This is a genomic window from Citrobacter sp. Cpo040, from assembly GCF_030332915.1.
GTDB lineage: Bacteria > Pseudomonadota > Gammaproteobacteria > Enterobacterales > Enterobacteriaceae > Citrobacter > Citrobacter portucalensis.
In genome coordinates this window covers 1,411,688-1,432,363 of the sequence record NZ_JAOWGX010000034.1, presented here as the reverse complement: position 1 = coordinate 1,432,363, position 20,676 = coordinate 1,411,688, and the positions used below count along the sequence as shown (strand labels likewise).

At 53.1% G+C, this 20,676-nt stretch carries 21 protein-coding genes; 11 read left to right on the top strand and 10 right to left on the bottom strand.

Annotation, left to right across the window (positions count from 1 at the left end; all coding sequences use genetic code 11):
- Positions 1-60: 60 nt before the first annotated feature.
- Entirely contained in the window at positions 61-978 is a 918-nt protein-coding gene (gene rbn / locus OGX86_RS11615) for a ribonuclease BN (protein WP_136392167.1), read from the bottom strand.
- 67 nt (positions 979-1,045) lie between these two features.
- Between rbn and OGX86_RS11610 the strand changes: the two genes are divergently transcribed.
- The 9 genes from OGX86_RS11610 (at position 1,046) to pmrD (ending at position 9,406) form a co-directional block, all read left to right on the top strand.
- Positions 1,046-1,507: a GNAT family N-acetyltransferase gene (locus OGX86_RS11610; RefSeq protein WP_008785342.1), complete on the top strand. Its 462-nt coding sequence runs from the start codon at positions 1,046-1,048 to the stop codon at positions 1,505-1,507.
- A gap of 63 nt (positions 1,508-1,570) precedes the next feature.
- The gene (gene elaB / locus OGX86_RS11605; protein WP_003027683.1) at positions 1,571-1,876 is read left to right on the top strand and encodes a stress response protein ElaB; all 306 of its coding nucleotides are present in this window, start codon (positions 1,571-1,573) and stop codon (positions 1,874-1,876) included.
- 104 nt (positions 1,877-1,980) lie between these two features.
- Positions 1,981-3,279, top strand: coding sequence for an isochorismate synthase MenF (menF, locus tag OGX86_RS11600; RefSeq protein WP_168978099.1), 1,299 nt, complete (start codon positions 1,981-1,983; stop codon positions 3,277-3,279).
- Positions 3,280-3,366: 87 nt separating this feature from the next.
- Positions 3,367-5,037, top strand: a complete 1,671-nt coding sequence (gene menD, locus OGX86_RS11595) for a 2-succinyl-5-enolpyruvyl-6-hydroxy-3-cyclohexene-1-carboxylic-acid synthase (protein WP_048224727.1) — start codon at positions 3,367-3,369, stop codon at positions 5,035-5,037.
- On the top strand, positions 5,034-5,792 hold the full coding sequence (menH, locus tag OGX86_RS11590; RefSeq protein ID WP_048224723.1) for a 2-succinyl-6-hydroxy-2,4-cyclohexadiene-1-carboxylate synthase: 759 nt from the start codon (positions 5,034-5,036) through the stop codon (positions 5,790-5,792). Before menD ends, menH begins: the two co-directional genes overlap by 4 nt.
- 14 nt (positions 5,793-5,806) lie before the next feature.
- The gene (gene menB / locus OGX86_RS11585) at positions 5,807-6,664 is read left to right on the top strand and encodes a 1,4-dihydroxy-2-naphthoyl-CoA synthase (RefSeq protein ID WP_003027671.1); all 858 of its coding nucleotides are present in this window, start codon (positions 5,807-5,809) and stop codon (positions 6,662-6,664) included.
- Positions 6,664-7,626, top strand: coding sequence for an o-succinylbenzoate synthase (menC, locus tag OGX86_RS11580; RefSeq protein ID WP_048224720.1), 963 nt, complete (start codon positions 6,664-6,666; stop codon positions 7,624-7,626). Before menB ends, menC begins: the two co-directional genes overlap by 1 nt.
- A complete protein-coding gene (menE, locus tag OGX86_RS11575) occupies positions 7,623-9,047 on the top strand; it encodes an o-succinylbenzoate--CoA ligase (protein ID WP_286640093.1) in 1,425 nt (474 codons plus the stop codon). The genes menC and menE overlap by 4 nt, the downstream gene beginning before the upstream one ends.
- A 95-nt stretch (positions 9,048-9,142) precedes the next feature.
- Positions 9,143-9,406, top strand: coding sequence for a signal transduction protein PmrD (pmrD, locus tag OGX86_RS11570; RefSeq protein ID WP_008785336.1), 264 nt, complete (start codon positions 9,143-9,145; stop codon positions 9,404-9,406).
- Positions 9,407-9,408: 2 nt separating this feature from the next.
- Here pmrD and arnF read toward each other — a convergent pair whose 3' ends face one another.
- The 8 genes from arnF to nudI all read right to left on the bottom strand — a co-directional run bounded on the left by arnF (position 9,409) and on the right by nudI (position 17,496).
- A complete protein-coding gene (gene arnF, locus OGX86_RS11565) occupies positions 9,409-9,795 on the bottom strand; it encodes a 4-amino-4-deoxy-L-arabinose-phosphoundecaprenol flippase subunit ArnF (RefSeq protein ID WP_212025203.1) in 387 nt (128 codons plus the stop codon).
- A complete protein-coding gene (arnE, locus tag OGX86_RS11560) occupies positions 9,795-10,130 on the bottom strand; it encodes a 4-amino-4-deoxy-L-arabinose-phosphoundecaprenol flippase subunit ArnE (RefSeq protein WP_003834709.1) in 336 nt (111 codons plus the stop codon). The genes arnF and arnE overlap by 1 nt, the downstream gene beginning before the upstream one ends.
- The gene (arnT, locus tag OGX86_RS11555) at positions 10,127-11,785 is read right to left on the bottom strand and encodes a lipid IV(A) 4-amino-4-deoxy-L-arabinosyltransferase (protein ID WP_286640185.1); all 1,659 of its coding nucleotides are present in this window, start codon (positions 11,783-11,785) and stop codon (positions 10,127-10,129) included. The genes arnE and arnT overlap by 4 nt, the downstream gene beginning before the upstream one ends.
- On the bottom strand, positions 11,782-12,684 hold the full coding sequence (arnD, locus tag OGX86_RS11550; RefSeq protein WP_286640091.1) for a 4-deoxy-4-formamido-L-arabinose-phosphoundecaprenol deformylase: 903 nt from the start codon (positions 12,682-12,684) through the stop codon (positions 11,782-11,784). Before arnD ends, arnT begins: the two co-directional genes overlap by 4 nt.
- Positions 12,681-14,663, bottom strand: a complete 1,983-nt coding sequence (gene arnA, locus OGX86_RS11545) for a bifunctional UDP-4-amino-4-deoxy-L-arabinose formyltransferase/UDP-glucuronic acid oxidase ArnA (RefSeq protein WP_286640089.1) — start codon at positions 14,661-14,663, stop codon at positions 12,681-12,683. Before arnA ends, arnD begins: the two co-directional genes overlap by 4 nt.
- On the bottom strand, positions 14,660-15,643 hold the full coding sequence (gene arnC, locus OGX86_RS11540; protein WP_008785329.1) for an undecaprenyl-phosphate 4-deoxy-4-formamido-L-arabinose transferase: 984 nt from the start codon (positions 15,641-15,643) through the stop codon (positions 14,660-14,662). The genes arnA and arnC overlap by 4 nt, the downstream gene beginning before the upstream one ends.
- A gap of 2 nt (positions 15,644-15,645) precedes the next feature.
- Positions 15,646-16,785 carry a UDP-4-amino-4-deoxy-L-arabinose aminotransferase gene (gene arnB / locus OGX86_RS11535; protein WP_048224702.1) on the bottom strand — a complete coding sequence of 380 codons (1,140 nt, stop codon included), beginning with the start codon at positions 16,783-16,785 and terminating at the stop codon, positions 15,646-15,648.
- A gap of 285 nt (positions 16,786-17,070) precedes the next feature.
- Positions 17,071-17,496, bottom strand: a complete 426-nt coding sequence (gene nudI, locus OGX86_RS11530; RefSeq protein WP_048215870.1) for a nucleoside triphosphatase NudI — start codon at positions 17,494-17,496, stop codon at positions 17,071-17,073.
- Between the two features lie 317 nt (positions 17,497-17,813).
- On the opposite strand from nudI, the gene OGX86_RS11525 reads away from it, so the two are divergent.
- Together OGX86_RS11525 and OGX86_RS11520 are read left to right on the top strand one after the other, a co-directional pair.
- Positions 17,814-18,356 (top strand): YfaZ family outer membrane protein, encoded by a 543-nt coding sequence (locus OGX86_RS11525; RefSeq protein WP_048215871.1) that lies wholly within the window; start codon positions 17,814-17,816, stop codon positions 18,354-18,356.
- 79 nt (positions 18,357-18,435) lie between these two features.
- The gene (locus tag OGX86_RS11520) at positions 18,436-19,632 is read left to right on the top strand and encodes a nicotinamide mononucleotide deamidase-related protein YfaY (RefSeq protein WP_048224700.1); all 1,197 of its coding nucleotides are present in this window, start codon (positions 18,436-18,438) and stop codon (positions 19,630-19,632) included.
- A 38-nt stretch (positions 19,633-19,670) separates the two neighbouring features.
- Here OGX86_RS11520 and OGX86_RS11515 read toward each other — a convergent pair whose 3' ends face one another.
- Positions 19,671-20,588 carry an Rpn family recombination-promoting nuclease/putative transposase gene (locus OGX86_RS11515; protein WP_286640086.1) on the bottom strand — a complete coding sequence of 306 codons (918 nt, stop codon included), beginning with the start codon at positions 20,586-20,588 and terminating at the stop codon, positions 19,671-19,673.
- Positions 20,589-20,676: the final 88 nt, after the last annotated feature.

Sequence of the window (20,676 nt, the reverse complement as noted above, 5' to 3'; positions counted from 1 at the left end):
TCCTCAGTGTGAAAGCCAGCCTTTCCACTGTTATCGGCACTGAGGCGGAAAAATAGAGCGTTAAACGGTGAAAATGGCGAAATCGTGAGCCAGTGCCGTGTCTGGAAATATTGCTTTGCACTCTTCGAGTAATCGCTGACAGCCTTTTTCATCGTAACGTGAGCTAACGTGGGTCATGATCAGGCGTCCCACTCCGGCCTCCAGCGCCAGCTTTGCGGCTTGTCGGGTCGAGCTGTGCCCGCGGCTGTTGGCTTTTTCCTCCATTGAGGCGTCCAGTGTGGTTTCATGTACCATCACATCCACACCTCGTGCCAGTTCAATGGCGGATGCGCAGGGTCCTGTGTCACCGAAAATAGCGACTGATTTTCCCCTGGTGGGCGGGGAAAGAAAATCGGCACCGTTAATCGCTCGACCATCCTCCAGCACGATGGTTTTTCCGGCTTTCAAATCCTGAAACCACGGGCCCGCTTTAACGCCTGCCGCCTTCAGGGCGCTAGCGTCAAGCGCACCCGGTTTGTCGTGCTCTTGAATGCGAAAACCGTAGCATTCCAGCGGATGCACCAGCGGGTACGCCGTTACTTTTCGCAGGCCGTCATCCACAATCTCACCCGCGGTAATTTCTACAATATCCAGAGGATAATCGGTCCAGGAGCCGCTCAGACGCAATGCGGTTTCGGTAAACTCTCGCAACCCTTTTGGCCCGTAGAGCGTCAGAGGCTGGACATTGCCGGCCATTGAGCGACTGCACAGTAGCCCCGGTAAACCAAACAGGTGATCGCCGTGCAGATGGCTGATAAAAATACGATCGAGTTTTCCTGGATTGAAAGGCGTGGTGAGCATCTGATGCTGCGTCCCTTCGCCGCAATCAAAAAGCCACAGCCCCGCCTGAGTCGGGTGTTGCAGATTCAGTAAAATTGCCGTTACATTGCGTGAGCGCGTGGGGACTCCCGCAGACGTGCCTAAAAATAGTAATTCCATCTTTGCGTTACACTTTTCGCCATCAATAAGGCAGGGTGTTCAGGTTATCACAACATAGGGGCAGACAATGATTCACTGGCAAGATCTCCACCATGCAAAGCTGAGTACCCAACAACTGTACGCACTACTTCAGCTACGATGCGCGGTGTTTGTAGTTGAGCAACAGTGTCCGTACCAGGATGTGGATGGCGATGACCTGGCTGGAGAGAATCGGCATATTCTGGGCTGGCATAACGATGAGCTGGTGGCGTATGCGAGGATTCTGAAAAGCGATGACGAGCTGGAGCCGGTAGTGATTGGTCGGGTGATTGTAAGCGAAGCGCTGCGTGGTGAAAAACTGGGGCAACAGCTAATGGCCCAGACGCTGGCATCCTGCGCGCAACACTGGCCGCACAAGGCGTTGTATCTGGGCGCGCAGGCGCATCTGCAATCATTCTATGCACGCTTTGGCTTTGTTCCGGTTACGGATATCTATGACGAAGATGGTATTCCACACGTCGGAATGGCGCGGGAAGCACATCAGGCGTAAACAGGCGCAATCAGTCCAGGTTGTCTATAGTTAGCGGGTACGTCAATAGAAAGGGAGAATATAATGTCTTTTCATTCTTATGAATCACGTATCGATGATGATCTGGAATTATTAAGTGAAACGCTGGAAGAGGTGCTGCGTTCTTCTGGCGACCCAGCAGATCAAAAATACCTTGAGTTAAAAGCGCGGGCAGAGCGGGCGTTAGAAGAGGTGAGAAATCGCGTCAGCCATGCTTCTGACAGCTACTATTACCGTGCGAAAAAAGCCGTTTGTCGGGCGGATGACTATGTGCACGAAAAACCCTGGCGAGGAATCGGCGTTGGCGCCACGGTCGGTTTAGTGATGGGATTATTGTTAGCGCGGCGATAAATTCCGTTCTGTCATCGCATTTGTACGTACTCCCTAACTGGGGGTACTGCTTTTTCTGCTCAGTACCCCGTATAATGAGAGGTTTTTAACAGGGAGAGGTCCGCGTGCATTCAATCACTACTGCGCTGGAAAGTCTGATGCGTCATTTATCGCAAGAGATGCCAGCAGCACCTGGAATTCGTATTTACGATATACCTTTCCCACTGAATGATGCGTTTGACGCTTTAGGATGGCTGGCCAGTCAACCCGTCTGGCCCCAGTTTTACTGGCAGCAGCGTAACGGCGATGAAGAAGCCGCCGTATTAGGGACCGTCGCCGCATTTTCCTCGCTGGAATCAGCCCAGCAATTTTTACATCAGCATGATAATCATCCCGACCTGCGCATCTGGGGCCTGAATGCCTTTGAGCCTCAGCGTGGTAATTTACTGCTGCCGCGGCTGGAGTGGCGACGTTGCGCCGGAGTGGCGAGCTTACGCTTACATCTCTATAGCGACGTGTCGCTACGTGAAGACGCTGCACAAGCGATCGCCTTCATCTCATCGCTTGCTCCCGTAAAACCGCTCCCTGCATTGCGTTTGAATTTGACGGGAGAACAGCACTGGCCGGAGAAAGCTGGCTGGATAGACCTGATAAAACTCGCCACTCAAACGATCGCAGGAGAAGACCTCGATAAGGTCGTGCTGGCGCGGGCGACCGATTTACAATTTTCTCAGTCGGTTAATGCCGCTGCCGTGATGGCTTCCAGCCGTCGCTTAAATCTGAACTGCTACCATTTCTTTATGGCATTCTCCGCCGACACCGCTTTTCTTGGCTCTTCTCCTGAACGTCTGTATCGACGACGTGATACGGCGCTGCGCACCGAGGCGCTGGCCGGAACCGTGGCCAATCACCCTGAGGATCATCGGGCCTGGCAATTGGGCGACTGGCTAATGAAAGATGATAAAAACCAGCGCGAGAATATGCTGGTGGTCGAAGATATTTGCCAGCGTCTGCAAGGCTGTACGCAAACTCTCGATGTGCTGCCACCGCAGGTGCTCAGGCTGCGTAAAGTGCAGCACCTGCGCCGTTGCATCTGGACGGAACTGAATCAGGCCGACGATATGCTTTGCCTGATGCAGCTTCAGCCCACGGCGGCAGTTGCCGGTATTCCGCGTGAGCTGGCGCGTGAATTCATCCAACAAAATGAACCCTTTGAACGCGAGTGGTATGCCGGTTCAGCGGGTTATCTTTCTTTGCGCCAAAGCGAGTTTTGTGTGTCATTGCGTTCAGCGAAAATTAGCGCAAACGTGGTACGCCTGTATGCCGGGGCAGGGATTGTACGTGGCTCAGATCCTGAGCAGGAATGGCAAGAAATAGACAATAAAGCGGCAGGGTTACGTACTTTATTACAGATGGAAGGATAGTGATTTCGTGTATATTTCCGATTCATATCAAAAATCCATTTATTCGATTCTCTATACTGTGTCGCAATATTGATACCGGACAATCTCATGTCAGTAAGCGCATTTAACCGACGCTGGGCGGCGGTCATTCTGGAAGCACTCACTCGCCACGGCGTCAGGCATGTCTGCATTGCCCCTGGCTCTCGTTCTACACCGTTGACGCTGGCGGCAGCGGAAAACCCCGCATTCATCCACCACACCCATTTTGACGAGCGCGGTCTTGGGCATCTGGCTTTAGGTCTGGCAAAAGTCAGCCGGCAGCCTGTCGCCGTGATTGTGACGTCCGGTACCGCGGTGGCGAATTTGTATCCCGCGTTGATCGAAGCGGGCCTGACCGGTGAAAAACTGATTTTACTTACCGCGGACAGACCGCCAGAGCTTATCGACTGTGGCGCGAACCAGGCGATTCGTCAGGCCGGAATGTTTGCCTCGCATCCATCGCAAACGCTCTCTTTACCGCGTCCGACTCAGGACATTCCGGCAAGCTGGCTGGTGTCCACGATTGATAATGCGTTAGCTGCCCTGCATAGCGGGGCGGTTCATATCAATTGCCCGTTTGCGGAACCGCTGTATGGCGATATGGACGAAACGGGGATTGCCTGGCAGCAGCGCCTCGGCGACTGGTGGCAGGACGATAAACCCTGGCTGCGAGAAGCGCGTCGGCTGGAAAGCGACAAACAACTCGACTGGTTTTTCTGGCGACAAAAACGCGGCGTAGTCATTGCGGGCCGCATGAGCGCGGAAGAAGGTAAGAAGGTTGCGCAGTGGGCGCAGACGTTAGGCTGGCCGCTGATTGGTGATGTTCTGTCGCAAACCGGACAACCGCTGCCGTGCGCCGACCTGTGGCTGGGAAATGCGAAAGCGGTAGCTGAATTGCAGCAGGCGCAGATTGTGGTGCAGCTTGGTAGCAGCCTGACCGGAAAACGTCTGCTGCAATGGCAGGCGAGCTGCGATCCGCAGGAATACTGGATTGTCGATAATATCGAAGGCCGCCTCGATCCGGCCCATCATCGCGGCCGCAGGTTGGTGGCGAAAGTTGGCGACTGGCTGGAGCTGCATCCGGCGGAGAAACGTCAGCCCTGGTGTATTGAGATCCCTCGTCTGGCGCAACAGGCCTGGCAGGCGGTAGAAGCCCGTCGTGAGGCGTTTGGTGAAGCGCAACTAGCCCACCGTATCCGCGACTATTTGCCGGAGCAGGGCCAGCTGTTTGTGGGTAACAGTCTGGTGGTGCGCCTGATTGATGCGCTGTCGCAGCTTCCGGCTGGTTACCCGGTCTATAGCAACCGTGGCGCGAGCGGTATTGACGGCCTGCTGTCAACGGCAGCAGGTGTACAGCGTGCCAGCGCGAAATCGACGCTGGCGATTGTTGGCGATTTATCTGCATTGTATGACCTGAATGCGCTGGCGTTATTGCGCCAGGTTTCTGCACCGTTTGTCCTGATAGTGGTCAATAATAACGGCGGGCAGATTTTTTCCCTGCTGCCGACGCCAGCCAGCGAACGCGAACGGTTCTATCTGATGCCGCAGAACGTACATTTCGAGCATGCTGCCGCCATGTTTAACCTTAAATACCAGCGCCCGGAAAACTGGGAGCAGCTGGAGAGCGCGTTGACTAACGCGTGGCGTACACCTGCGGCCACGATGATTGAGCTGGTGGTGAACGAAACTGACGGGGCGCAAACCTTGCAGCAACTGCTGGCGCAGGTAAGTCATCTATGATCCTGCATGCGCAGGCGAAAGAGGGGCAGACGGGATTTCCCTGGCTGGTTTTCCTGCACGGTTTCTCTGGCGATTGCCGGGAATGGCAGACGGTCGGCGAAGCGTTTCAGGATTATTCGCGGCTATACATCGACCTGCCGGGACACGGTGGCTCCGCTGACATCAGCGTGAGCGGGTTCGATGATGTCAGCGTTTTGTTGCGTAATACTTTACTTAGTTACAACATACTTAACTACTGGATGGTGGGATACTCTCTTGGCGGCAGAGTCGCGATGATGGCGGCCAGTCAGGAGATGCCAGGGCTTTGTGGTCTGGTGGTTGAAGGCGGACATCCCGGCCTGCAAAGCGAGGAGGCGCGCGTTCAGCGTCGTCTCTCGGATGGCCGCTGGGCTGCACGTTTTCGCGCAGAGCCGCTACGTGAGGTGTTTAATGACTGGTATCAACAGCCCGTTTTTTCCTCGCTGAACGCGAAACAAAGAGAGGCGCTGGTCGCACTGCGTAGCCAGAATAATGGGCAAACGCTGGCGGCAATGCTGGAGGCCACCTCGCTTGCCGTACAACCTGATTTACGTGCGCAACTCACGACGCGCACATTTCCGTTTTATTATTTATGTGGTGAACGTGACGAAAAATTCCGTGCTCTGGCGGCGGAAATATCAGTACCAAACCATGTGATTCGTAATGCCGGACACAACGCGCATCGGGACAACCCCGCGGGTGTAGTGGACTGTCTGGCTCAGATTCTGCGTCGCTGACTATAGGACATTTTATGATCTATCCTGATGAAACAATGCTTTACGCACCGGTAGAATGGCACGATTGCTCTGAAGGCTATACCGACATTCTTTACGAGAAATCCACCGACGGTATCGCAAAAATCACCATTAATCGTCCACAGGTACGCAATGCCTTCCGTCCGGTCACCGTGAAAGAGATGATCCAGGCGCTGGCGGATGCCCGCTATGATGACAACATCGGCGTAATTATTCTGACCGGTGCTGGCGACAAAGCGTTCTGCGCAGGCGGCGATCAGAAAGTGCGTGGTGACTACGGCGGATACCAGGATGACTCCGGTGTGCATCACCTGAACGTACTGGACTTCCAGCGCCAGATTCGTACCTGTCCGAAACCGGTAGTAGCGATGGTTGCAGGTTTCTCCATTGGCGGTGGCCATGTGCTGCACATGATGTGTGACCTGACCATTGCGGCTGAAAACGCCATCTTTGGTCAGACCGGCCCGAAAGTCGGTTCTTTCGACGGCGGTTGGGGCGCTTCCTACATGGCGCGCATCGTCGGTCAGAAAAAAGCGCGTGAAATCTGGTTCCTGTGCCGTCAGTACGATGCGAAACAGGCGCTGGATATGGGTCTGGTCAACACAGTGGTTCCGCTGGCGGATCTGGAAAAAGAGACCGTACGCTGGTGCCGTGAAATGCTGCAAAACAGTCCAATGGCGCTGCGCTGCCTGAAAGCCGCACTGAACGCCGACTGTGATGGTCAGGCTGGTCTGCAGGAGCTGGCAGGTAACGCCACTATGCTGTTCTATATGACGGAAGAAGGTCAGGAAGGCCGTAACGCCTTTAACCAGAAACGTCAGCCTGATTTCAGCAAATTCAAACGGAATCCGTAATGCGTAGCGCGCAGGTATACCGCTGGCAGATCCCCATGGACGCGGGGGTGATTCTGCGCGACAGGCGGTTAAAAACGCGTGACGGGCTGTACATTTGTCTTCGTGACGGCGAGAGCGAAGGGTGGGGAGAAATCTCCCCGCTGCCGGGCTTCAGTCAGGAAAGCTGGGAAGAGGCGCAAACTGAGCTGCTGGCCTGGGTGAAAGGCTGGTTGCAAGGGGATGGCTCCTTACCGCAACTGCCTTCGGTCGCCTTTGGCGTAAGCTGTGCGCTGGCCGAACTGGCTGGCGTATTGCCACTGGACGCAGACTATCGTGCTGCGCCGCTGTGTACCGGCGATCCTGACGATCTGGTGCTACAACTGGCGGATATGCCGGGTGAAAAAGTGGCGAAGATCAAGGTCGGTTTGTATGAAGCGGTCCGTGATGGCATGGTAGCCAATCTGCTGCTTGAGGCGATTCCGGAGCTGCATTTGCGACTTGATGCCAACCGGGCCTGGACGCCGTTGAAAGCGCAGCAGTTCGCAAAATACGTTAATCCAGAGTATCGCGGCCGCATTGCCTTCCTCGAAGAGCCGTGCAAAACCCGCGATGATTCTCGTACCTTCGCGCGTGAAACCGGCATTGCCATCGCCTGGGATGAAAGTCTGCGTGAAGCGGATTTCACCTTCGAAGCCGAAGAGGGCGTCAAGGCCGTGGTTATCAAACCTACGCTGACTGGCAGTCTCGATAAAGTCCGTGAACAGGTGGCTGCGGCGCATGCGCTTGGTCTTACTGCCGTTATTAGTTCGTCAATTGAGTCGAGTCTGGGCTTAACCCAGTTGGCGAGAATTGCCGCCTGGTTAACGCCGCAGACCATTCCGGGTCTGGATACCCTGAGTCTGATGCAGTGCCAGCAGGTTCGCACCTGGCCGGGTAGCACGTTGCCGTGTATCGACGTTGATGCGCTGGAACGTCTGCTATGATCCAGCAGGAAATGCCCGATAGCGTGAGCTTATCGGGCCTGGTGCAGTTCAGTGACTGGCCGTGGCGTCACTGGCGACAGGTTCGTGCGAAGGCGCCAGCCTTACGCCTCAACGATGAGGTATTAAGCTGGAGCGATCTCTGCACACGTGTAGATCATCTGGCCTGCGGTTTTGCCGCTCAGGGCGTGGAAGAGGGCGATGGTGTTCTGCTTCGCGCCTGGAATCATCCGCGCGCTTTGCTGGCCTGGCTCGCGCTGCTGCAATGTGGGGCGCGGGTTTTACCTGTGAACCCACAGTTGCCTCAGCCGCTGCTTGATGCGCTTATCCCGGACTTAACGCTACGTTTTGCGCTGGATCTGGAGGCCGCTATCGCACTTCCGGAACTCAGCCCGTTGCAGATGCGGTCGTTACCAGGCGATCGCGCCGCCGCGTGGTTGCCTGAACGTTTGAGCACGATGACGTTAACTTCAGGTTCTACCGGATTGCCAAAAGCGGCTGTTCATACCTGTCAGGCGCATCTGGCAAGCGCGCAGGGCGTACTGTCATTAATGCCGTTTGGTGCTGAGGATGACTGGCTGCTCTCGCTGCCGCTGTTTCATGTTTCCGGCCAGGGGATTTTATGGCGCTGGTTGTTTGCCGGGGCGAGAATGACCGTGCGCGACAAGCAGCCGCTGGAGCAAATGCTGGCTGGATGTACCCACGCTTCACTGGTGCCCACGCAGCTGTGGCGCTTGTTGGTCAATAAAACGCCGGTCACGCTCAAAGCGGTGCTGCTGGGCGGCGCGGCTATTCCTGTTGAGTTGACGGAGCAGGCGCACGAGCAGGGGATTCGCTGCTGGTGCGGTTATGGACTGACGGAATTCGCTTCTACGGTCTGTGCGAAAGAGGCGGATGGTCTGGCAGATGTGGGTTCCCCTCTGGTAGGCAGAGAAGTCAGAATCGTTGATGATGAAGTCTGGTTACGGGCTGCCAGCATGGCGCAAGGTTACTGGCGTAACGGACAGCTTATTCCTTTAGTGAACGCGGAAGGCTGGTTTGCAACCCGCGATCGCGGCGTGCTAAAGGACGGCAAGTTAACGATTGTCGGTCGTATGGATAATCTGTTTTTTAGCGGCGGGGAAGGTATACAGCCGGAAGAAGTGGAACGCGTGATTGCAGCGCATCCGCATGTTCTGCAGGCCTTTATTGTACCAATTGAAGACAAAGAGTTTGGCCATCGCCCGGTGGCGGTCATTGAGTATGACGCTAATGCTGGAGAAACTAATCTGGCTGAGTGGGTAAACGATAAGCTGGCCCGCTTTCAACAACCGGTATGTTGGCTGACATTGCCGCCCGAACTCAAAGCCGGAGGGATTAAAATCTCGCGTCGTGCGTTGTCGGATTGGGTAAGCGCTTCATCGTTAGCATTAAGAAAACATTAATTACATTTCTCATTTCTGTCATTCCGCAGCTATTGTCCTTTTGTTTATGAGCTAATGTGTAACCTATTGTGAAATTTATTAACAATAGGTGCGCTATGGAATGGCATGTGAAGAAGACCTGCTGTCACAAAAAAGCAGGGAGACTCTATATCGTACTTTGCGATAGCGGTGGTTCGCTCAAGATGCTTGCCCAGGCACAATCATCTGAGCGGATTAAGCCCGGCGATCTTCTTTCGCCGCTGAAGGATGCTCAGTATTGTATTAACCGCGATACATCTCGGGTGATTAAGATCATTGATGCCAGACAGTACATTTGTGATGAATGGGAACGTCTGTTACGACTGTCTAAAGATAAATAATCTCAGGACAGGTGTTTGCGTGAAGGCAGAAAAATCGTCATTAACCCTGCCATGATGCACAGTACCCCTGCCAGCGCTTTCACTGAAAATGTTCCCTGCCAGCCGGGCAGGATCATTGAGGCAACCCACACCAGCACATAGCTCAGGCTGAGTAGGGCATAGGCTTTGCTCAGCGCGAGTTGGTGTAGTGCTTTATGCCAGCAAATAACCGACAGTAAATACCCTGTCAATCCGGCATATAAAGCAAACGCTCCGATACTGACAGAGAATACGGCAGAGATGAACGCCAGCGGCTGCAGCATTGGCGGCAGATTATCCATCGCAAAGCCAAGGCTCAACTGGGCAGCAGAGGTGATAATAACGCTACATAATCCCCAAAATATGCCCATTACACTGCGCTCCCAAGAATAAATATGCCGGTAATGATTAGCCCAACGCCCAGCCAGTGGCGTGTGGTGACGGGTTCGCGCCAGATTTTCCATGCGGCGAGAGTAACCCAGACAAAGTTAAGGCTCAGCATGGGATAGGCAATACCGACAGGAATGTTTTGTAAAACCGCCAGCCATAGCAGCATGGCCAGACCGAGGCTTGCCAGAGCAAGCCCAATCCATTGCGTAATGTAGCGTTTTCGCGCACGAACAGACACCGGTCGGGTCGCCTGCTTCTGGCATAGCTGGCCGCAGACGCTGAGCAGGCTGGCGAGGACTAAGGCTATCCAGATCATTTGGGCCGATACTGAATCAGGACCAGACGCCCCTGATTATCAATGTAGTCAGCGGGAGTGATGGCAAGCTGATTAATATCTTCATTCTTATCAATCGAGAGCACGAGCGTAATGTTTCCTTGCTGTCGATGTTGCGCTAACCAGTCGGCAAAGCCTTCCCGGCTGACAAAGCGGCCTTGAGCATCTGGGTAGCTGAGGCCGTATTTTAACTCGCCCGTTTGTCCGTAAATCATGATGTCATCGCGCTTCAGGCTCCAGGCCAGTCCCGCAGCGACGCCAACGCTGTCGGTGAGAATATAACGGCTCGGCTCCAGCGATTCTTTGGTCATCTCGACAAAAAACTGCGGCTGTTTAGATTCCATCACCCGGTCAGGAATGGAGAAGCCAAATAACAGCGCCAGCCCTAATGGGCATAGTGCTGCGAATTTCCAGTTCTTCTCGCGGTTATTTAGCGTATACCAGCCAAAAATCGTCCAGATGATAAAGATGCCCCAGGCACAAAAAACCTTATACGTTTCGATATGCGACCAGACCGGCGTCTTCAATGGTCCCAGCGTGGAAACAATAAACGTAGCGACGATGCCGACGACACCAAATAGCACGTTGATCCAGCCATTGATGCGCAGGGATGCTGAGTCTTTTTCCGCAGCCTGCAGGCCGAAGCGCGCCGTTAATATCGCCAGCGGCGCGAAGCAGGAAAGAATATAGGTCGGCAGTTTTCCTTTCGCGATGCTGAAAAACAGAATTGGCATAATAATCCAGCTTAACAGGTACAGAGCACTGCGCGGAACATCCCGCTCACGCCAGCCCGTACGCAGCGCGCCGGGAAGCAGACCGAGCCACGGTAATGTGCCTGCCACAAATATCGGGATGTAGTACCAGATAGGAGCCTTATGCTGGGCATCATCCTGCGCAAAGCGCTGAATATGTTCAACCCAGAAGAAGTAATGCCAGAAATCCGGCTCGCGTTGTGCAATCGCTATACCCCACGGTAGTACGATCGCGATGCAGCCGATCACCGCCAGCAGACCGTAGAGAATGAGGTCTTTCCAACGCTTTTGTGCAAAAACCCATGGTAATACGCTAAGCACAGGGACGGCGAGTGCCAGAAAACCTTTGGTCATTACACCCATACCGCAGGTCAGCCCAAGCAACAAAAAAGCGATGATTTTGCGTGTTCTGGTGGTGGCCTGCATGCCTTCCCAAAAACAGCACATGCCCGCCATCAGCCAAAGCGCTATGATGGGATCAAGTACCGCGTAGGTGCCGATGCTGTAAACCGAAAAAAACGTTAAAAAGATAGCGGAGGAGAGTACGGCGGTACGCTTATCATGCCACAGTCGCATGGCAAGCCAGGCTACCAGTAATGCGGTCAACAAAGTGGCAAAAATAGCCCCCGCTCTGACACCAAAATTGTTTGCGCCAAACAGCCATTGTCCGATGCTGTTCAACCAGTATCCGGCAATTGGTTTTTCAAAATAACGCAGCCCTAAAAAGTGTGGAACGATCCAGTCACCAGAGTTGAGCATTTCCCGGCTGATTTCAGCATAGCGCGTTTCATCAGGCTGCCAGAGCATACGGCTGTTGATAGGTAAAATAAAATACAGTGCGATTAAAGCGATAAATGCCAGAGTGTAGCGGGCAGCAGGTTTCATGGTGTCACACTCACCGGTTGTTGGCAGCCGAGCCATCCCTCTCTGCCGGGTATTTTTCCACGTACTATCTGTCCTAACGGCAGCGTACTGATGTCGTCAGGTAACAGCTCGCCAAGCGGGCAGAATGTCATCCCCATGTCCGCGGCGCGAGTAAGCAGCTCGTCAAAGTTCTGATGAAAGGCGATGCCTTCAACTTCCGCATGAATGGTGTACACCGGTGTTCCTCTGCTCATCTGGATGTGGGAGAGAATATAGGAGTTGAAGTCCACCGCCTGGACCTCCTGACCAACCACTTCATCCCATGTTGGTAGGGTGACGGGAATTTGTGGCGTCCCCGTTTTCCCGGATTCCAGCACCGGACGAAATAACGACGTTCCCCGACAGTCACTGTTATAGCGCAGATGGAATGCTTCTTTGGCATGGACGACACGGTTGTCGGCACGCCATCCGGCAACGGCAGAGCAGGTGACTGGCTGACCGATGATGGCTTCAAGTGTGGTGATACCTTGTGAAATATCATCAATCAGCTGTTTGTCATTCCAGTTTCCGCTTCGCGCCTGCCAGGCGTGATGATCCCAGGCATGCAAACCGGTTTCATGAATCTGGGCGGTTTGTGCAATGATTGCCGCGTTGGCCTGGCCAATCTCTTTTCCCGGCCATGCGGTTCCCGCCAATAAAATATCCCATCCGTAGAGTGATGCTGCGTTTGAACGCAGCATCTTCCACAGAAATTGTGGCTTCACCAGACGCCAGAGATGGCGTCCCATGTTGTCAGGCCCAACGCTAAAGAAAAAACTTGCCCGAACGTTATGTCGGTTTAATGTCTCCAGCAGGCGGGGCACGCCTTCGCGCGCCCCCCTGAATGTATCGACATCAATGCGCAAGCCTACTTTGGTCATGATGTGTGTTCCGTGATATCCACACTGCGTAAGAAGAAGTCCAGCGTCTCTTCTACCGTTTCCTGCATCTCAATGGTCGGTTCCCAGTTCAGGCAGCGTTTTGCATTGCGAATGTTAGGCTTACGATGCTCAACGTCTTGATAACCTTTACCGTAGTAGGTGCTGCTTTCGACGTCACGGAAACCGGCAAACGGCGGGAAGTGGTTACGCAACGGATGTTTTTCAAAGCAGGAAAGCAGCATTTCTGCCAGTTCCTGAATACTTGCTTCGTTCTGTGGATTACCGATGTTGATAATCTCACCGTCACAGCGGCCGCCTTCGTTTTCAATGATGCGGTACAGAGCTTCGATACCATCGCGAATGTCGGTAAAGCAGCGTTTTTGCTTACCGCCTTCAATCAGCTTAATCGGTGAACCTTCCACGAGGTTGAGGATCAGCTGTGTAATGGCGCGTGAGCTGCCGATACGCGCGGCGTTAAGGCTGTCCAGACGCGGTCCCATCCAGTTAAACGGGCGGAACAGGGTGAAGCGCAATCCCTCTTTTTCGCCGTACGCCCAGATAACACGGTCCAGCAGTTGCTTGGATACGGAGTAGATCCAGCGTGGTTTATTGACCGGACCGACGATCAGATTCGAACTGTCTTCATCAAAGACTTTGTCGGTACACATGCCGTAGACTTCGGAGGTTGACGGGAAAATGATGCGCTTGCGGTATTTCACGCAGTAACGAATGATTCTCAAGTTCTCTTCAAAATCGAGCTCAAATACGCGCAGCGGGTTGCGGGTATATTCGATAGGCGTTGCGATCGCCACCAGCGGCAGTACAACGTCGCATTTTTTCACATGATATTCAATCCATTCGGAGTGAATGCTGATATCACCTTCGACAAAATGGAATCGCGGATGTTGCAGGAAACGCCCAATGGCGTCGCTGCCAATATCGAGTCCATACACTTCGTAATTATCTTCTTGCAGCAGGCGCTCGGTCAGATGGTTACCAATGAAGCCGTTAACGCCGAGGATCAGTACGCGAGTACGGCGTTTGCTGGTGGTCACTGACTGGCTGTTCAGGCGAGAACCTGGCACCAGACCCAGAACTTGCGCCAGTTGTGAACCCTGCATTGCAATACCATCGCCAGCTTGCCCGGTAATAATCTCCAGTGCGCCATCGACACAGGCGATCAGTAAAGGAGATACGGAGATGACGGTGCCCGGCTGGGCCGCAATGTCGTTTGTGCAAACGCGCGATGACCAGACGGTGAACTTTTGCGTGCCGACATAGCTAAATGCACCCGGCCATGGATCGCTGACGGCACGGACCTGGTTATGTAATTCCGCAGTAGGCTTGTTCCAGTCGAGGAAGCTATCTTCCGGTGTGCGGCGACCAAAACAGGTCGCCTCTGCTTCCTGTTGGGGGAGTTCTGCATAATCTCCCGTTTTAATCGCGGGCAGCGCCTCTTCCAGCAGGTGACGCGCAGCCTGGCACAGCTTATGGTGCAGCGTTAACGCCACATCATCCGGTGAAATAGCGACACGCTGCTGGGCAACTATGGCACCAGCATCCGCGCGTTTAACCATGCGGTGAAGCGTGACGCCGGTTTCGGTTTCACCATTGACCAATACCCAGTTCAGCGGTGCGCGGCCACGGTATTTCGGCAGCAGCGAGCCGTGCAGATTAAATGCACCCTTAGGGGCAAGACTGAGGATCTCATCACTCAGTAAATGGCGATAGTAGAACGAGAAGATAACATCGGGTGCCAGTTGGCTAATGCGCTCAATCCACAGGGGATGATTAACCTCGTCTGGGGCGTAAACCGGAATACCGGCGCTGGCGGCGAGGCGGGAAACAGATCCAAAAAACGCTTTTTCACCCGGGTTGTCGGTGTGCGTAAAAATGGCAGCGATTTCATAACCTGCATCCATCAAGGCCTGGACACCCTGACATCCCATATCGTGATAGGCAAATACGACGGCTTTCATGCGCGGTTTTCCTCGGTTGACTGCGTAGTTTGTGGGCGGATAACGTGTTGAACAAAATAGCGGGGGCGGGCGCGGACATCGTTATAGATGCGACCGATATATTCGCCGAGTAAACCCATGCCAATAAACTGTGCGCCGATAAAGGTAAACAGGACGGCAAACAGCATGAATACCCCTTCTGCTGCCCACTGTGGGCCGAGCGTCAGGCGCAGAACAACAAGCAGGACTGATAAGGTAAAGCCCGTGGCAGCGATCACGCTGCCCAGCAGGCTCAACATGCGAAGCGGTGTTGTGGTAAGGCAAGTCACCAGGTCATACATCAGGTTGATCAGACGCATGAAGCTGTATTTGGAGTCACCAAATTCACGCTCTGCATGATGTACCGGGATCTCCGTGGCGCGACGGGCAAAAATGTTGGCCAGAATAGGGATAAAGGTGCTGCGCTCCTGGCAATGCAGCATGGCATCGACGATGTGACGGCGATAGGCGCGTAGCATGCAGCCGTAGTCGCCCATTGCTTTACCGGTGGTTCGTTGGATCAGATGGTTGATCATTCGTGAGGCGGTCTTACGAAATACGCTATCCTGACGGTTCTGGCGTACCGTGCCTACCACATCGAAACCCTCATCTGCAGTGGCGACCAACCGTGGGATCTCCTCCGGCGGGTTTTGCAAATCAGCATCCAGCGTGATGATCAAGTCTCCGGTGACATGGCTGAAACCGGCCATAATCGCCGAGTGCTGTCCGTAATTACGATTCAGTAAAATAGAGACAATATGGCTGTTCGGTGCCTGAGAGGCGTCCATCATCAACTGAGCGGAACGGTCGCTGCTGCCGTCGTCGATTAGCAGAATTTCATAGTCTTTGCCCAATTTCTCGCAGGCGTCGCTGGTGCGTCTGATTAACTCTGGCAGGCTTTCCTGTTCATTAAAAACGGGAATAACAACCGAGACTTTTTTAATCGGTGTGGCTTCAAACATGCTCATTGTCCTGCTATCTCGCGAAGCGCCGTAATGACCCGCTGAGTGTCAGCGTCGGTCATGTCGGGGAATAACGGCAGCGAACAGATGCGTGCGCTATTCCATTCTGTATTTGGGAGCGAAAGGGTAGTGAAGCGTTCGCGATAATATTTTTGCGTATGGGCTGCACGAAAATGCAGGCCGGTGCCGATATCTTTGGCCTTTAGCGCTTCCATCAGCGCATCTCTGCTCAGGCCACAGCGCGCTTCGTCAACGCGAATGATGAACAGATGCCAGGCATGAACGTGCGACCACTGCGGTAGGCCCAGCGGTTGAAATGACGTATCAGCCAGCGCTTTTTGATAGTGCTGGGCAATTTGCGCCCGGCGTGAGTTCAGTTGCTCCAGCTTATTGAGCTGTACCAGCGCAATAGCGGCGTTAATATCCGTCAGGTTGTATTTGTATCCAGGTGCAAGCACTTCGGCTTGTGGTGCCCGGCCGTAGGTTTGTCGATCAAAAGCATCAACGCCCAGACCGTGAAACTTCAGGCTGCGAAGCCGCTGAGCGAGCTGGCTGTCGTCGGTAACGATCAGTCCACCTTCCGCACAGGTGATATTTTTAATAGCGTGAAACGAGAAGATTGCCGTGCCGCGAGCACCGACATGACGGCCCTTATACAATGTCCCTACGGCATGGGCTGCGTCTTCTATTACCGGGATTCCATAACGCTCGCCAATGGCATAAATTGCGTCGAGGTCGGCGGGGGCGCCAGCATAATGTACTGGAACAATGGCTTTGGTTCGTGGGGTAATAGCAGCTTCAATTTGCTCAGGTGTCACCATAAGCGTATCGCGGTCGACATCGATCATCACTGGCGTCGCCCCCAGCAAAACAATCATGTTGAGGGTGGAAACCCACGTCATCGACGGCGTAATGACCTCGTCGCCTGCACCAATGCCCAGCGCCATCAGCGTAATGTGCATTCCTGCAGTGGCGGAGCAAACGGCGACGGCATGCTTATTCCCCGTGAGCTGGCAAAAAGCCTCTTCCAACTGTTGATTTTTCGGGCCGGTGGTTATCCATCCAGAGTCCAGAACCGCCTTCACTGCGGCAAGTTCTTCAGCGCCCATGGCCGGGCGAGAGAAAGGCAAAAAGTCAGACATCATTATTCCTTCAAGCCATTTAACGCCACCGAAGTTTTATTTTTAGTGATAAACAGGGGCGTTGTTAATTATTTCATCAGGCTACAAAGGTTAATGACTGAAGGTTAATTTATCCTTAAGAGTTTAAGGTTTGGGAACGATAGCTAAATAGAGGTGTTTTTTTTGTTTATCTTAATGAAATTAAGTGTTTTTTTAGGTTTTTGCGACATTGCTGTTTGCTATAAGTTGATGAGTGCAATGCCGCTATTCAGAATGTTAATTATATGCCGTTATTAAAATGATAACCTACAGTAACCCTTTTAAGGTTAACGTTTTACGCGTGGCGATATTTAAATCGTAGGCACTGAGATCTTCCGGTTTAACCCAGGCGAATGCCTGGAACTCTTCGTTAATCTTCACTTCACGATTCGCCGCGACACAATCGAAGATAAGATAAATCATGTAAATCTCTTCCTGACTGCCATCAGCATAGGTTTTAGTGCGAATATCATCACTGAAGGTCCAGGGGGTAATTTCTGATAACACCAGTTGCTCGCCCAGCTCTTCCCTCACTTCACGGCGCAGAGCTTCTTCAATACGTTCACCCGGTTCAACACCGCCGCCAGAAAGCGCCCACTGACCGGGAAACACACCGCGGTCATCAGCCATTTTGCAGAGTAAATAACAGCCATCGTTTTGAATTAATGGGCAAACAATCGTTCTTTGGCGCATCAGTCGAGTCCTTGTTGGGGAGGTAGAGAAAATTCCGTCATGCACGCATCTTACCTTTTGCTGGCGGCAGAAAAAATGTTTCATCGGTGATCAAGAGCGCTTTGGCAGGGAAAACAGGATGTTTGTTGAAAATGACGTTCTGGGACGTCCGACTGTGTAATTGGCACAAGAATTTAACCTTAAATAAATCTTGTGAGTAGTATTTAGTTACAATATGTCATTGCATCGCTTTTTTAGCTCATTGATTCCTCGCCATCTGACAGTACAATTCATCGGTTTTGGGGCTATGTTTTGATTCTTGCTGGAAAGGATAGAAAATGAAAAAAAGTTTAATGTTGGGTTTTGCCGGAATGCTGTTTGTTTCCGCATCGGCGAGCGCGATTAGCATCAGCGGCCAGGCTGGCGAAGACTACACCAACCTGGGATTCGGTATGGGCACTGAGAGTACTGGTCTGGCCGTCAGCGGTAACTGGATGCATAACGATGACGACGGTGATGTTGCCGGGCTGGGTTTAGGTTTGAATATCCCACTGGGGCCGCTGATGGCGACCGTTGGTGGTAAAGGTGTTTATACTAATCCAAACGATGGCGATGAAGGCTATGCTGCTGCTGTCGGTGGTGGTTTACAATGGCCAATTGGCGATAGCTTCCGTCTGTTTGGTGAGTATTATTACTCTCCTGATTCACTTTCCAGCGGTATCGACAGCTATGAAGAAGCGAATGCCGGTGCGCGTCTGACCATTATGCGTCCGCTGAGCATCGAAGCCGGTTATCGTTACCTGAACCTGGCAGGCAAAGACGGCAACCGTGATAACGCGATTGCTGATGGCCCGTACGTTGGGGTTAACGCTAGCTTCTAACATTTCTGGCGCGGCGTTCAGTCGCGCCTTCCCCCCTCCATGCGTTATAGTGTTTTCATCATAAAAGCAGGAGAACACGATGTTAAACGTGGAGATGCTATCCACAGGGGATGAAGTGTTGCACGGACAAATCGTCGACACCAATGCCGCCTGGCTGGCCGATTTTTTCTTTAATCAGGGTTTACCGCTAACACGCCGCAACACGGTAGGTGACAATCTTAACGATTTGGTCGCCGTTTTGCGTGAGCGTAGCGAGCACGCCGATGTACTGATCGTTAATGGCGGTCTGGGACCTACCAGCGATGATTTGAGCGCGCTGGCAGCGGCAACGGCAAAAGGCGAAGGGCTGGTGCTGCATGAAGCATGGCTGGCCGAGATGGAGCGATATTTCCGCGATCGTGGCCGCGTGATGGCGCCGAGCAACCGCAAACAGGCTGAACTTCCGGCCAGCGCTGAGTTTATCAATAATCCGGTGGGTACCGCGTGTGGGTTCGCCCTGAAGCTTAACCGCTGCCTGATGTTCTTTACACCGGGTGTACCGTCAGAATTCAAAGTCATGGTGGAGCATGAGATCCTGCCTCGTTTGCGTGAGCGTTTCTCTTTGGCTCAGCCCCCGTTATGCCTGCGATTAACCACCTTTGGCCGTTCTGAAAGCGACCTGGCGCAGAGCCTGGATCCGCTCCCGTTGCCTCCGGGAGTAACAATGGGTTATCGCTCCTCAATGCCAATTATTGAGCTGAAGCTGACCGGGCCGGACTCCCAACGGGAAGCGATGCTGGCGCTGTGGCCAGAAGTTAAGCGGGTTGCCGGGCAGAATATGATTTTTGAAGGTACGGAAGGCTTACCCGCGCAAATCGCCCGCACGTTGCAAGAACGGCAATTCAGCCTGACGCTGAGCGAACAATTCACCGGTGGTCTGGTGGCATTGCAGCTTTCTCGTGCGAATGCGCCACTGTTGGCGAGTGAAGTGGTTCCGCCCCAGGAAGAAACGCTGGCGCAAACGGCGCATTGGATAACCGAGCGACGCAGCAAACATTATGCTGGATTGGCACTGGCGATATCGGCTTTCGAAAACGAACATATTAACTTTGCGCTGGCCACGCCTGATGGGACACACGCCTTGCGCGTACGGCTGAATGCAAATCGCTACAGCCTGGCGATTCGTCAGGAAGTGTGCGCGATGATGGCGCTAAATATGCTGCGCCGCTGGCTTAACAATCAGGATATCACTAGCGAACACGGCTGGATCGAAGTGGTTGAGTCGTTGACGATTTAATCATTGATTGGGAAGGCTAAATGCCTTCCCAATCTGGTTCATGCGGTGGTATCGCCAGGCAATAGCCCGGTAATTAACTGAACTAAATCACGATCAATACCTTGTTCCAGCATTATGTGAGCGATACGTAAGGCTTCTTCTTGCGTACCTTTTTGCACCCCTTGCTGTATCCCTTCTTGCAGTCCATTTTGGTGGCCTTCCTGCCTGAGCCTCTCTGCAATTGTCATCAGCTTCTCCTTGTGATGGGGGGATCGTTCGGCAACTTCGCGGATAAACTCACTGACGCGAGAAACGTCGCCGTACCGTATCAGGTAATTAAATAGCGTTTGTAGCTGGCTGTCATTAGCAGTGCTTGTAATTAATAGCGAGACCAGGCGGTCCACTAACCCCATTAAATCACGATCGCGGATATGTTTTTGCATCAACTCAAGCAGCGCAACCCCGCGATGCTGCGCGATTTCATCGTCAGGTATTACGGTAATGTCGACCAGCGGAAAAGCCTCTGAATACAGTTGTCGTGCCAGTTGCGGATTTTCAAATTCATCCAGCCAGTTGAGCGACCAGGGATAGGGACTTTGTTGACCGTGATAAAACAACATGGGGATCACCAGCGGCAGCGTTTTATTCCCGGCATCAAGATGATGCTGCATCGCCGCGGTGGCATAACGCATCAGGCGAAATGCCATATGCGGTACCGCGGTACTCTGATGTTCAATAACACAATAAATATAGCCCTGACCTTCGCGGGTTTTTAGTGACCACACTACGTCGGAGTAGTATGCGCGGAGATCCTGCTCGATAAAACTGGTGGACTCCAGCTTCAGCGTTTGTAAATCACATATCTCACGTAATGCGATGGGAAGGTGTATATCCAGAAAATCCCGAGCCATCTCAGGGTAAGACATTATCTTTTTAAAAACGGCATCATGCGGTATAGATGTAGTGGATTTAGCCATGGTAGTCCGTCACCAGAAAGAGAAGATGGCGTGACGGTATCCACTTTTAATATGCGCTGCATGCGGGAAATGTGTTCTTTGCGTGGGT